The 12,383-nt window shown below is 72.7% G+C and carries 10 protein-coding genes; 5 read left to right on the top strand and 5 right to left on the bottom strand.

The window, feature by feature from the left end; all coding sequences use genetic code 11:
• Window positions 1–92 precede the first annotated feature (92 nt).
• A complete protein-coding gene (locus tag ACFYT9_RS20915) occupies window positions 93–599 on the top strand; it encodes a GNAT family N-acetyltransferase (protein WP_387270333.1) in 507 nt (168 codons plus the stop codon).
• Window positions 600–658: 59 nt separating this feature from the next.
• Here the strand turns inward: ACFYT9_RS20915 and ACFYT9_RS20910 are convergent, their stop codons facing one another.
• The 3 genes from ACFYT9_RS20910 to leuA all read right to left on the bottom strand — a co-directional run bounded on the left by ACFYT9_RS20910 (window position 659) and on the right by leuA (window position 5,331).
• A complete protein-coding gene (locus ACFYT9_RS20910; RefSeq protein WP_389165942.1) occupies window positions 659–2,398 on the bottom strand; it encodes a lysyl oxidase family protein in 1,740 nt (579 codons plus the stop codon).
• A 339-nt stretch (window positions 2,399–2,737) separates the two neighbouring features.
• On the bottom strand, window positions 2,738–3,538 hold the full coding sequence (locus ACFYT9_RS20905; RefSeq protein WP_389165940.1) for an ABC transporter ATP-binding protein: 801 nt from the start codon (window positions 3,536–3,538) through the stop codon (window positions 2,738–2,740).
• Entirely contained in the window at window positions 3,535–5,331 is a 1,797-nt protein-coding gene (gene leuA, locus ACFYT9_RS20900; protein WP_389165937.1) for a 2-isopropylmalate synthase, read from the bottom strand. Before leuA ends, ACFYT9_RS20905 begins: the two co-directional genes overlap by 4 nt.
• Window positions 5,332–5,502: 171 nt before the next feature.
• On the opposite strand from leuA, the gene ACFYT9_RS20895 reads away from it, so the two are divergent.
• A complete protein-coding gene (locus tag ACFYT9_RS20895) occupies window positions 5,503–6,192 on the top strand; it encodes a FadR/GntR family transcriptional regulator (protein WP_389165934.1) in 690 nt (229 codons plus the stop codon).
• A 98-nt stretch (window positions 6,193–6,290) separates the two neighbouring features.
• On the opposite strand, the gene ACFYT9_RS20890 is transcribed toward ACFYT9_RS20895, so the two are convergent.
• Both ACFYT9_RS20890 and ACFYT9_RS20885 read right to left on the bottom strand, forming a co-directional pair.
• Window positions 6,291–7,199 carry a GNAT family N-acetyltransferase gene (locus tag ACFYT9_RS20890; protein WP_389165931.1) on the bottom strand — a complete coding sequence of 303 codons (909 nt, stop codon included), beginning with the start codon at window positions 7,197–7,199 and terminating at the stop codon, window positions 6,291–6,293.
• A 261-nt stretch (window positions 7,200–7,460) separates the two neighbouring features.
• Window positions 7,461–8,072, bottom strand: coding sequence for a DUF1707 domain-containing protein (locus ACFYT9_RS20885; protein ID WP_389165928.1), 612 nt, complete (start codon window positions 8,070–8,072; stop codon window positions 7,461–7,463).
• A 400-nt stretch (window positions 8,073–8,472) separates the two neighbouring features.
• Here ACFYT9_RS20885 and aceA point away from each other — a divergent pair, with 400 nt between their 5' ends.
• From aceA to ACFYT9_RS20870, 3 genes are all read left to right on the top strand, one after another.
• Complete coding sequence (aceA, locus tag ACFYT9_RS20880; protein WP_389165925.1) at window positions 8,473–9,756, top strand: isocitrate lyase; 1,284 nt, start codon at window positions 8,473–8,475, stop codon at window positions 9,754–9,756.
• A gap of 86 nt (window positions 9,757–9,842) precedes the next feature.
• Entirely contained in the window at window positions 9,843–11,438 is a 1,596-nt protein-coding gene (aceB, locus tag ACFYT9_RS20875) for a malate synthase A (RefSeq protein ID WP_389165923.1), read from the top strand.
• Window positions 11,435–12,322, top strand: coding sequence for a 3-hydroxybutyryl-CoA dehydrogenase (locus tag ACFYT9_RS20870; RefSeq protein WP_389165921.1), 888 nt, complete (start codon window positions 11,435–11,437; stop codon window positions 12,320–12,322). Before aceB ends, ACFYT9_RS20870 begins: the two co-directional genes overlap by 4 nt.
• Window positions 12,323–12,383: the final 61 nt, after the last annotated feature.

The following is a 12,383-nucleotide window of genomic DNA, read 5'->3' as shown; positions in this document are numbered from 1 at the left end:
CGGACGTTCGCCCCAAGGGCATACCGCTCCAGCGGAACACGTCCCGTCCCCGCCCGCGATTCCTCGTCCCCCGGATGGTGGATCATGAGGGGATGTCGACCGAAAGCATGGAACGGATCATGGAACTCACCGACCGCCAGGGGCGCCACGTGGTGCTCGACGAGATCACCGACGAGAACTGGCGGAGCGTCGCCGACGTGGCCCCCGCGGACGACCAGCGCCGCTTCGTGGCCGCTCTCGGGGCGCGTTACCTGCTGCTCTCCCTGCGGGGCGGACTGTGGAACTCACTCGCCGTCCGCGCGGGCGACGAGGTCGTGGGCCACGTCATGTGGGCGTACGACGACGAGGACGGCACCCACTGGATCGGCGGCATGATCGTGAACGCCGAGGAGCAGGGCAAGGGCGTCGGCCGCGCCGCGGTGCGTGCGCTGATACGGCGTCTCGCGGCCCTTCCCGACTGCCGGGAGGTCCGTCTCTCCTACCACCCGGACAACGCGCCCGCCGCCCGCCTCTACGCGTCCCTGGGCTTCGAGCCCACCGGCGACACCGAGGACGAGGAGATCGTCGCCGCCCTCGGCGTCACCGCCGCCGCGGCCTGACGCGCGGCCGGCCGAGCCGGCCCGTGGGCCGGCTCGGCCGGTGCGGTGGAGCGGGTCCGTCAGTTCGCGTTCACGAGGTCGTGGGCGGGGACGGTGACGGTGCGCTTGCCGGGCGTGCCGCCGAGGACGACCTTGCGCAGGGCGCTGTTGTTGTTGAGGTTGGTCTCCTTCAGGCGCTTGGCCGGGTTGGCGAGCACCTGGATGTAGTAGGTGCCGTTGGGCAGGTCCGTGATGTCGAAGGACTGGCCCGGGAGGTCCTGGGTGTAGGTGTCACCGGAGCCCACGTCGAGCACCTCGCGGACGGAGATGGAGTTCTCCTGGCCGCACGCGGTGGACAGGTCGGTGTTGAAGGGGTGCCAGTTGGCGTTCTTCACCGTGTAGTCGACGGCGTCGGTGTTGGCGAGGCAGAAGGCCTCCTTGCCGCTGCGGACGGCTTCCTTCTTGTCCGCCTTCAGCAGCCGGTAGCTGGCGAAGTCGGTGAAGTGCCAGTGCACGTGGCCGGGGCGCGGGTCCCACTCCATGGTGCCGGTCGGGGTGTAGCCGACCTGCTTGCCCTTGGCGTCGTAGAAGTACTGGTACGCGTCCATCTTGGCCTTGCCGGGCGAGCGGAAGCCGTCGACGACGAGCTGGGCGGGGCCGGCGTTCCACACGTTCGCGCTGAAGGCGAGGTAGTCCTTGCCGGGGATGTCCTCGAAGCCGCCGTCGCTGATGGTGATGCCGTAGGCGGGCAGCGAACGCAGGTCGGGCTTGGGGACGTCGGGGACGCTGGGGGTGCCGGTGGGCCGCTTGGCCTGCGGCGCGAGGGCGGCCGCCTTGCGCGAGCCGTCGGTCTGCCCCGCGGTGTCGCCGGCGGCCTGGAGACCGGCTCGCCCGGCCTGCTGCTGCTTCAGCGCCCACGGGAGGGCGGGCGGCGCGGCCTTCAGGGGGCCGTGGCCGACGTTGTACGAGGGGCCGGCGCCGCTCGTCGCCGGCGCGCCCTCCTGCGCGGGCGTCGGGGCGTGTCCCGCTCCGTGCCCGGCGTGCGCGGCGGGCGCCTGGTGCGCGGCTCCGTGCCCGGCGTGCTCGCCGGCGGCGGCCATCCGGCCGTTCTCCCAGCTGCGTTCCTCGACGGTCACCTTCACGGTCGCGGGCTTGTCGGCGATGCCGAAGAGGTCGCGGTACTTCTTGGCGACCCTCACCTTGGCCGTGTAGGTGCCCGCGGCGAGCTTGACCGGCTGGGTGTAGGAACCGGCGTAGGTGTTGGCCGCCCAGCCCTTCTCGACGCCCCACACGGACCCGAGGGTGAAGGGGTTGGTGGGGCAGCTCTCCGGATACTTGGAGGTGGCGGGCGCGTCGGGGCGGACCCGGCCGCTGGCGTTGTTCGGGCAGAAGCTCTCCGCCCGGGTGAAGACCACCTTGCCGTTCTTGTCCGTGAGCGTGACCTCGGCGAAGCCGGGCAGTCCGGAGAAGTCCTTCACGGTGCCGGCGGGCAGGGCCTTCGCCTTCGTCCTGCCGCCCTCGAACACGGTCTGGGTGATGGTGACCGGGTCCTTGTAGGACTTCCGGGTCACCTTGAGCTCCAGCGGCGAGCCCTCGGCGGTCAGGTAGGTGCCGAGGTCGAGGTAGACGCCCGGCTCCTCCTTCCACGAGGTGAGCGTGACCGACCCGGTCGCCGCGATGAGACTCAGCTTCGGCCCCGTCGCGGCCGTCGCCCGGTCCGGCGCGGCGGTCATGAAGCCGGCAGTCACGGCCATGGCGGCGACGGCCGTGGCACCCGCGATGAGCGGTCGCCGCAGCCGGTTGGTGCGCGTCGTGGTCATCGTTCTCTCGTCCTCCGGAAGCTGTGGGGAAGCGACACGGCCGAGACCCGGCGGGGCGGTTCGCCCCGCCGGGGCCCACGCGGTGTGGGCGCTCGCTGTGTCCGCGCTGTGAGAGGAGGGCGGCGGGCGCCTGGTTGTCCGGAGTGCCGAATCACCTGGATGTTGGCCGGAAGGTGCTCCCGCGGCGCAACCGGGACGCGCCCACCGCAACCACACCTCACCTGGGCGAAGGGGAGACGGGGCAAGAAACGGTCGCACGGCGTTCGATGGCCCGAAAGCACCCTCCCCCCGACGGCAGGAGCGCCGAAGCGGCGGGCCGGGTCGGCGCTCCTGACCCGCTCACCGCGAGGCCGGTTGCCTGGTCCGTACGTTCCAGCGGCCGTCCACGCGGGTGAGCCGGACGGGATGGTCGAAGCAGGCGCTGACGAGGTCGTCGGTGAGGACCTCCTCGGCCGGTCCTGCGGCCAGGCGGCGGCCGTCGCGCAGGAGCATCGCGTGCGTGGTCGCCGGCGGAAGCTCCTCCAGGTGATGGGTGACCAGGACCGTGGCGAGCCGGGGCCGGGTGCGGGCGAGCACGTCGAGGCGGTCGATGAGCTGTTCCCTGCCCGCGACGTCCAGGCCGGTCGCGGGCTCGTCGAGCAGGAGCAGCCGGGGTCGGGGCATCAGCGAGCGCGCGATGAGGGTACGGGTCCGCTGCCCCTGGGAGAGCACCGGCCAGCGCGCCTCCCGCCGGTCGTGGAGGCCGAGGAGCGCGACGAGTTCGTCCGCCCTCGCGGTCTCCTCGTCCGTCGGCGCCCAGCGGGGGACGCGTTCGACGCTGTTCGTCAGGCCGGTGAGGACGACGTCCCGGACGGTCAGCGGCGAGCGCAGGGGGTGCCGGGGGTCGACGTGGCCCACGCGCGACCGCAGCTGCCGCAGGTCCACTCGGCCGAGCCGTTCCCCCAGGACCTCGACCGTCCCGCGGGTGGGGTGGACGAGGGCTCCGAGGAGGGAGAGCAGGGTGGACTTGCCCGCGCCGTTGGCGCCGAGGAGGGCCCAGTGCTCGCCGGACCGGACGGTCAGGGACACGTCGCCGAGGAGGGTGGTGCCGTCACGGACGAGGTCCGCTCCGGCCACCCGCAGCAGGGTCTCCCCGCTCACGCGCCGGCCCGTCCCGCCCGGTTGACCGCGGCCATGACGGCGTGGACGGAGGCGGTGAGGACGGAGGTGTCCTGTCCGGCGCCCCAGACGGTGGTGCCGTCGACGCGGCACTCGGCGTAGGCCACGGCGGGGCTGTCGGGGCCGGTGGCGGTGGCGTGTTCGGCGTAGGTGAGGATGTCGACCGCGATGCCGGCGGCGGCGAGGGCGCCGGTGAGGGCCGACAGCGGCCCGTTGCCCGTGCCCCGGTGCGCGCGGGTCGTGCCGTCGACGGCCAGCGTGCAGCGGAACTCGTGCGTGGCGGGACCGGTCCGCCCGGTCTCCCAGGAGGCCAGGGTGACCGTGCCGTCCAGTGCGGGGGCCAGGTACGTGCGGTGGAACAGCTCCCCCAGTTCCTTCGGGGAGAGTTCGAGGCCGCTGGCGTCGGTGACCTTCTGCACCGCGCGGGAGAAGTCCGGGCGCATCGCCTTGGGCAGGTCGAGGCCGTGGTGGGCCTGGAGCAGGTGGGCGATGCCGCCCTTGCCGGACTGCGAGTTGATCCGGATCACCTCTTCGTAGGTGCGTCCGAGGTCGCCCGGGTCGACGGGCAGGTACGGCACCGCCCACGGCGCCCGCTCGGCGGGGACGCCGAGTGCCCGGGCCTGCCGGGCGTGGTGGGCCATGCCCTTGGAGATGGCGTCCTGGTGCGTACCGGAGAAGGCGGTGTGCACGAGGTCGCCGCCGTAGGGGTGGCGGGGGTGGACCGGCAGGCGGGTGCAGTGCTCGACCACCTCGCGCACGGCGTCGATGTCGGAGAAGTCCAGCATCGGGTCGACGCCCTGCGCGTGGAGGTTCAGGGCGAGGGTGACCAGGTCGACGTTGCCGGTCCGCTCGCCGTTGCCGAAGAGGCAGCCCTCGACGCGCTGCGCGCCCGCCAGGACGGCGAGTTCGGCGCAGGCGACGCCGGTGCCGCGGTCGTTGTGCGGGTGCACGGAGAGGATGACGGAGTCGCGGCGTTCGAGGTTCCGGTGCATGTACTCGATCTGGTCGGCGTACACGTTGGGCGTGGCGATCTCCACCGTGGCCGGCAGGTTGTGGACGACCGGCCGGTCGGGACTCGCCTCCCACAGTTCGGTGAGGCCGTTGCAGACCTCCAGGACGAAGTCCGGTTCGGTCAGGTTGAAGACCTCGGGCGAGAACTCGAAGCGGATGTCGGCGCCGGGCCGTCGCGCGGCGCGCCGCGCGAGGTGCGTGGCGGCCTCCCGGATCAGTGCGTGGAGTTCGTCGCGGGAGCGGCCCAGGACGACGTCGCGCCAGGTGGGGGCGGTGGCCGTGTACAGGTGGACCAGGGTGCGGGGCAGCCCTTCGACGGAGGCGAGGGTCCGGTCGACGAGGTCCTCGCGGGCGGCGGTGAAGACCGAGATCGTCACGTCGTCGGGGACCGCGCCGCTCTCGGCGAGGTGGCGCACGAAGTCGAAGTCCGTCTGGCTGGCGGAGGGGTAGCCGACCTCGATCTCCTTGAAGCCCATGGCGCACAGCAGGTCGAACATCCGGCGCTTGCGGGCGCTGTCCATCGGCTCCGCGAGGGCCTGGTTGCCGTCGCGCAGGTCGACGGGTACCCACAGCGGGGCCTCCAGGAGCTGCCGGGAGGGCCAGGTCCGGTCCTGGAGGGGCAGGGCGACCCGGTCGTGCGCGGAGCGGTAGCGCGTGTACGGCATGGCGCTCGGGCGCTGCGGATTCCAGGCGGGCGCGGACCCGGGGACGGCGCCCGAGGGCGTGCGCAGGGTGGGGAAGGGGGTGCTTCGCAGGGGTTCCATGACTCCGGACTTCCTTCGGTCGGCCGACGGCGACCGGCGCGGAACGGCCCCGCTGCGGGGTGCCGGTCGGGTCAGGCCCCGCAGCGGCGACCGAGAAGGAGCGCGCGCAGCGTCATGGCGGGTACACTAGCCACACCTCAGCTCCTCAGACAACCTGATAGGTCAGAACCCATGCCTCTCGGTGCACTTCGTCCCAGCCCCCTGGTGGAACAGGCCACACAGCACCTGCGCGAGCAGATCGCGGGGGGCGAGTGGCCGGTCGGCACCAAGCTGCCTGCCGAGACGGCCCTCGCCAAGACGCTCGGAGTCGGCCGCTCGACGGTGCGGGAGGCCCTGCGCGCCCTGGCCGGAGCGGGACTCGTCCAGGCGCGCCAGGGATCCGGCGTCTTCGTCGTGGCCACCGAGCCGGCCGAGGACTGGCCGACCCGGCTGCGCCAGGCGGCCCTCACCGACCTGTACGAAGTCCGCATGCTCATCGAGGTCGAGGCCGCGCGGCTCGCGGCGGAGCGGCGCACCGAGGACGACGTCGCCGTCATCAGGGCGGCCCTGGCGCGGCGCCGCGAGGCCGCGCACGGGGGGACGGCCGGCTTCGTCGACGCCGACATCGCGCTGCACGCGGCCGTCGTGGCGGCCGCGCACAACCCCGTACTCACCGCCCTGTTCGCCGAGTTCGTGCCCGCGCTCCGACAGGGCCTCATCGATCTCGTGGACCTCCTGGACCTGCGCACCGACGATCCGAACCACGGCGACGCCGGCCACACCGCCCTCGCCGACGCCGTCGTCTCCGGCGACCCCGAGACGGCCGGCGCGGTGCTGCGCGACGAGCTGACCGGGACGCTGGCTCAGCTCCGACGCGCCTGAACGGACACGGGTCGGCGGGCACCGGCAGGCGGTACGGCACGTGGTCCGGCACGCCTTCCCCGGGCCGGGCCGGGCCACGCACCGCGTGTGGCGGCCCGCTAGGAGGCCGGTTCCGCCGGTTCCGCCGGGTGGAAGTTGACGCGTTCGCTGACGACGGGGAAGCCGGCCTTGGCGAAGTTCGCGGCCATGGGGAAGTTGCCCCGGTCCGTGGCCCCGCTGATGAACTCCGCGCCCTGCTCGACGAGGACGTGGGCGCACTCCACGAGCAGGTCGTAGGCGTAGCCGTGACCGCGCTGCTCAGGGATGACGCCGATGAAGCCGATCGTCGGGCCCGAGGGGTTGTGCGCGGGGATGTGGATGCCGGCCAGGTCACCCTCCGGTGTGCGCGCGATCTGCCACCACTCCCGCGGGGAGGGACACCAGTGGAAGAAGTCGAGTTCCTCCTGGGCGGCCTGGTCGAGGCCGCCCTCCTCGATGGCCTTGACCGCGTGGGCGTCCAGGGTGGCGGAGTGGATGCGGCGCAGCGCGTCGAAGAACACGGCGTCGTCGGGCTCCGTGCCGAAGCGCAGGCGTCCGGGGCGCTCGGGGAGGCCCCGCTCCGGAGTCCAGCGGTACAGGAAGCGCTCGACCAGGAGTTCGTACCCGGCGGCTCGCGCGGCGGCGAAGCGGGTCTCGGCGGCGGCCCGCAGTTCGGGCTTCTCCCGCCATCCGCCGGGCAGGTTGATCTCCAGCTCGACCTGCCGGGGAGCGGAGCGCAGGAGTGCGGCCCCGGCCTCCTCCTCGCCCTCGGCCACGTCGAACCAGTTGATGTTGACGGGCTCCGTGTCGTCGGGGCCGCCCCACCACGCGCCGCGCGCCACGACCTCGCCGTCGCGCAGGGCGACGCGCTTCCAGTCGGGGCGGAAGACGGTGCGCCGATGCCCCTCACGGGCACCCAGGGGGTCGGGAAGGGCGTCGAAAAGATGGGCGTCGCTCGTGGAGAGCGCGCGGATGACCAGATCGGGCATGGATTCCTCCGGGAGAAAGACCTGCTCGGTGCGCTCCCGGTCAGAACTCACACGCCACGCCGGGACAGTTTGGGAGGGAGCGCTGGAAAGGTGTGAACCGCACGGCACTCGCCTCCTTCCGTCCGACTCGGGGCGCGAAGCCACAAGATAGATGATCTTCCCCGGCTCGTCCACGGATTTCCGCGCCGCTCCCCTGACCCACCGCGCCTCCCGTGACCCACGGGGCCACCGGTCACGGCCGCCTCATCGGCGTCCGCGGCCTCAGGACGGGTTGGACTCCAGCTTGCGGCGTTCCCGGCGGTTGGGGTGGCGGATGACGACGCCTCCCATGCCTCCGGAGCCGGTGAGCCGGATGAGCGGGGTGCGCGGGAGGCGGGCGGAGGTGGTCTCGTCCTTCAGGCCGCCGGTGCCGGGGTCCATGCCCGAGACGTCCGCGGTCCAGCCGTCGGGGATGACGATCGTGACCCCGGACGTGTCGCCGTGCGCCTCCACCACGACCTCCGCGAGACGGGACTCGACGCGGCTGAAGTCGAGCGTGACGCCTCCCACGCCTCCGTGGGCGATCACGCGGCCGGGCACCTCCCAGCGTCCGGGGCCCCGGGTCGCACCGGTCATACCGCCCTTGACGACGAGGGGCGGCAGGCTGTCCGCGGGAGACGGGCTCGGCAGGTCGGCGGTGACGGCGTCGAGTTCGGCGCGCGTCCTGGACGTCAGGGCCTGTTCCAGTCGGGCGTCCAGCTCTTCGAGGTCGATGCGGCCCTCGGCCGCGGCGTCGCGCAACTGCTCGACCACCGCCTCGCGTTCGTCGTCGGAGGCGCGGAGCGGCGCCGGCTGGGCGGGGCGCGGGGAGTGTGCGGGCGGCTGAGCGGTCATGAACACGAGGATACGCAGCGGCCCTGCCCACCGTCGGTCCCGCGTACGCGTTCCGTGGAGCATGCCGACGCGCCCCCTGATCTTCGCAAGCTTTGCAATCCGCCTCTTCACTCTTCACAGAAATTGGCATGCGTCCACGATTGATGGCACTGGGTGCCAGTGCCAGAGTCTGAGTGCGGCCCACCGGGCCCGGCAGATCCAGGCCGGACTCGGGGCCCGATTCACGCCCTGACATCGACAACCCCGAGGAACGGGCGGCCTGGATCGGCTTGATTGCTCGCTCCACCGCCCCGCCCGGGCGCCGGTGGGCCGCACCCCATAAAAGACACGCAGTGCCGTGCGCCTCCGACCATGTGGACAGGTTGGCAAACACGGCGGACCCGAGAAGGCGGTCACCGAGATGACGGACAACACGACGCAGGCGGCCCAGGAGCTGGAGCGGCGCTGGGCGACGGACTCGCGCTGGGAGGGCATCGAGCGCACCTACACGGCCGAGGACGTCGTGCGGCTGTCGGGAAGCGTGCGTGAGGAGCACACCCTCGCCCGGCGCGGTGCGGAGCGGCTGTGGCGACAGCTCCACGAGCTGGACTACGTGCACGCGCTGGGCGCGCTGACGGGTGGTCAGGCGGTGCAGCAGGTGCGGGCCGGCCTCCAGGCGATCTACCTCTCGGGCTGGCAGGTGGCGGCCGACGCGAACCAGGCCGGACACACCTACCCGGACCAGAGCCTCTACCCCGTCAACTCGGTGCCGCAGGTGGTGCGCCGGATCAACAACGCGCTGCTGCGCGCCGACCAGATCGCCACCGCCGAGGGCGGCGCGGACACGACGGACTGGCTGGCGCCGATCGTCGCGGACGCGGAGGCCGGGTTCGGCGGGCCGCTGAACGCCTTCGAGCTCACGAAGGCGATGATCGCGGCCGGCGCTGCGGGCATCCACTACGAGGACCAGCTGGCCTCCGAGAAGAAGTGCGGGCACCTGGGCGGCAAGGTCCTCGTGCCGACCGCCCAGCACATCCGGACGCTGAACGCGGCCCGGCTCGCCGCCGACATCGCGGACGTGCCGACCCTGGTCGTCGCCCGTACGGACGCGCTCGCCGCGACGCTGCTGACCAGCGACATCGACGAGCGTGACGCGCCGTTCGTGACCGGCGAGCGCACCTCCGAGGGCTTCTACCACGTCCAGAACGGGATGGGACCGGTCATCGCCCGCGGTCTCGCCTACGCCCCGTACGCCGACCTCATCTGGGTCGAGACCGGCACCCCGGACCTCGCCCAGGCCCGCGAGTTCGCCGAGGCGCTGCACGCCCGGTTCCCGGGCAAGATGCTGGCCTACAACTGCTCGCCGTCGTTCAACTGGAAGGCCGCCCTGGACGACGACCAGATCGCCAAGTTCCAGCGCGAACTCGGCGCCATGGGCTACAAGTTCCAGTTCATCACGCTGGCCGGCTTCCACTCCCTCAACCACGGCATGTTCGACCTCGCCCGGGGCTACGCCGAGCAGGGCATGACCGCCTACGTCGACCTCCAGGAGCGGGAGTTCGCCGCGCAGGCCCAGGGCTTCACCGCCGTGAAGCACCAGCGCGAGGTCGGCACCGGCTACTTCGACCTCGTCTCCACCGCCGTCAACCCCGCCTCCTCCACCACCGCGCTCACCGGCTCCACCGAAGAGGAGCAGTTCCACTAGGAGCCGCCCCACGGGGGCGGGTGGGACCGACTCCCCCGCCCGCCCCCGCGCGCCCCTCCCCCTCGTCCGCAGCACAGGAGAGTTCCATGACCACCAGCGCCCTGACCCGCCGCGTCCGCGTCCTCGCCTCTGCGGGGGACCGGCACGAGGAGATCCTCACCCCCGCGGCCCTCGACTTCCTCGGCCGGCTGATCGATGCCTTCGCCGCACGCCGCCAGTGGCTCCTGAAGGAGCGGCGGCGGCGGGCGATCCGGCTCGCCACCGGCACCCCCCTCGGGTTCCCCGTCGCGACCGCCGCCGTCCGCGGGGAGCCGTCCTGGCGGGTGGCCCCTCCCGCGCCGGGCCTCTCCGACCGCAGGGTCGAGATCACCGGACCGCCCGCCGACCGCCGCATGGCCGTCAACGCGCTCAACTCCGGTGCGCGCGTCTGGATGGCGGACTTCGAGGACGCGACCTCGCCCACCTGGGAGAACGTGATCGGCGGGCAGCTCACCCTGCTCGACGCGATCGAGCGGCGGATCGACTTCACGAGCCCCGAGGGCAAGCGGTACGCCCTCCGCGACGACCCGGCCACCATCGTCGTCCGGCCGCGCGGCTGGCACCTGGAGGAACACCACCTGGAGTTCGACGGCCTTCCGGTTCCCGCGTCCCTGGTCGACTTCGGTCTGTACTTCTTCCACTGCGCGCAGCGGCAGATCGACGCCGGACACGGCCCGTACTTCTACCTCCCGAAGCTGGAGAACCACTACGAGGCCCGGCTCTGGAACGACGTCTTCGTCCTCGCCCAGGATCTCCTCGGCATCCCCAGGGGTACCGTCCGCGCCACCGTCCTCATCGAGACGATCACCGCCGCCTTCGAGATGGAGGAGATCCTCTACGAGCTCCGCGAGCACAGCTCCGGGCTCAACGCCGGCCGCTGGGACTACCTCTTCAGCCTCATCAAGACCTTCGGGCACCGCACCGACTTCCTGCTCCCCGACCGCGCCCAGGTCACCATGACCGCCCCCTTCATGCGGGCCTACACCGAACTGCTCGTCCGCACCTGCCACCGGCGCGGAGCGCATGCCATCGGCGGCATGGCCGCCCAGGTGCCGAGCCGGGACCCCGAGGCGAACGCCGCCGCCCTCGCGAAGGTCCGGCTCGACAAGGAACGCGAGGCGGAGGACGGCTTCGACGGCTCCTGGGTGGCCCACCCGGGGCTGGTGCGGACCTGCCGCGACGCGTTCGACGCGGTCCTCGAAGAACGGCCCGACCAGCGCCACCGCACCCGGGAGGACGTGGCCGTCACCGCGCCCGACCTGCTGTCCGTCCGGCGGATCAGCGGCCCGCCGACCGAAGAGGGGGTGCGGACCAACGTGGCCGTCGCCCTGCGGTACTTCGACGCCTGGCTGCGCGGCCAGGGCGCCGTCGCGCTGTACGGACTCATGGAGGACGCGGCCACCGCCGAGATCGCGCGCGTCCAGATCTGGCAGTGGCTCCGGCACCGCGTGATCGACCGCGCGACCGTCCTCCGGCACCTCGACGCCGAACTCGCCTCGCTCGGAGCCGAGTTCCCCTGGGCGGACCTGGACGCGGTGCGGCGCCTCTTCGAGGAGACCACCCTCACCCCGGAGCTCCCGGCCTTCTTCACTCCCCCCGCGTACGCCCGCCACCTCGTCCGGACCTCGGAGGACCGCGCATGACCGCCGCCGGCACCCGGCGCGACGGAATCCGGCGCGTCGGCGTCGTGGGCGGCGGGCAGATGGGGGCGGGTATCGCCGAGGTGTGCGCACGGGCGGGACTCGACGTCCTCGTCTGCGAGGCGACCGCCGAGGCCGCCGAGGCCGCCCGCGAGCGGATCGCGGTCTCCCTCGAACGCGCGGTGCAGCGCGGCACCTTCGACCGCCTCTCCGCCGACGCGGCACTCGACCGGATCGCCGTCACCTCCGACCTCGCCGACCTGGCGGACCGCCGGCTGGTCGTCGAGGCGGTCGTGGAGGACGCCGCCGCCAAGGCCGAGGTGTTCGCCGCACTCGACAAGATCGTCACGGATCCCTCGGCGATCCTCGCGACCAACACCTCCTCGCTCCCCGTCATGCGCCTCGCCAAGACCACGAGCCGTGCGGACCGTGTGGTGGGGCTGCACTTCTTCAACCCCGTGCCCGTCCTCCCGCTGGTGGAGGTCGTGACCACCTTGCACACCTCCCCCGACGTCACGAGGGAGGTGACGGAGTTCGCCGAGGTGACCCTGGGCAAGTCCGTCGTCCGCTCCACCGACCGCGCGGGCTTCATCGTCAACGCGCTCCTCGTCCCCTACCTCCTGTCCGCCATCCGCATGACCGAGTCCGGCTTCGCCTCCGCCGCCGACGTCGACCGGAGCATGGAGGCGGGGTGCGCCCATCCCATGGGACCGCTGCGGCTGGCCGACCTCATCGGGCTCGACACCGTCACCGCGATCGCGGAGTCGCTGTACGAGGAGTTCAGGGAGCCCCTGTACGCGCCTCCCCCGCTGCTCCGGCGGATGGTGGAGGCGGGCCTGCTGGGCCGCAAGACGGGGCGCGGGTTCCACACGTACGACCGGGGGTGAGGGCTCCCGGGCGGCCACGGGTCACTGCCGCGCGGACAGCGGGTGCGGCAAGGCCGGGGGC

Source organism: Streptomyces sp. NPDC004435 (assembly GCF_042873895.1).
In the GTDB taxonomy this organism is placed as follows: Bacteria; Actinomycetota; Actinomycetes; order Streptomycetales; family Streptomycetaceae; genus Streptomyces.
This window is presented reverse-complemented; position numbering and strand designations above follow the sequence as displayed.